Below are 450 nucleotides of genomic sequence, written 5' to 3'. Positions count from 1 at the left end.
AAACAAACTTGATCAATTAATAGTTGTAAGAGAATATGAAGAGAAATTCTTGCGTGATAAGTATAATTGCGTGATTCCTGAAATGTATAATGAATATTTTTATGATTTACATGGAATGCTGTTTACTATTGTTCATAAAAGATTAGCTTATAATATTTTTTTGGAAAACTTAACTAAAAAAGAGTATTCTGAGATATATGATTATACTAAGTTTGGGCGAAAATATTATAAGTATTTTGCATGGTTAGTATATAAAAACAAAGGTAGACAAATTTATTTGTTATTAAAACTAAGATCTATTATTTTGAAAAATATATCTATTTTGAAAAGAAACTAATCTAATGTAAGCGCTTTATATTCACCCGGATAGCAAATCCGCAACTTTTGTGAGATACTTCAGATACTTGGAGTAATTCACTTCATATCTGGTTCTCAGAGTGTTACAAAAGC

Annotated in this window: 1 protein-coding gene; it reads left to right on the top strand. The window is 26.4% G+C overall.

Translation table 11 applies throughout. From position 1 onward, the window contains the following. Positions 1 to 337: hypothetical protein (locus H6A13_RS13120; protein WP_204909963.1), on the top strand; the 337-nt coding region annotated here is incomplete at its 5' end. Positions 338 to 450: the final 113 nt, after the last annotated feature.

The organism is Mordavella massiliensis (assembly GCF_016902415.1).
In the GTDB taxonomy this organism is placed as follows: Bacteria; Bacillota; Clostridia; order Lachnospirales; family Lachnospiraceae; genus Merdimonas; species Merdimonas faecigallinarum.
This window is presented reverse-complemented; position numbering and strand designations above follow the sequence as displayed.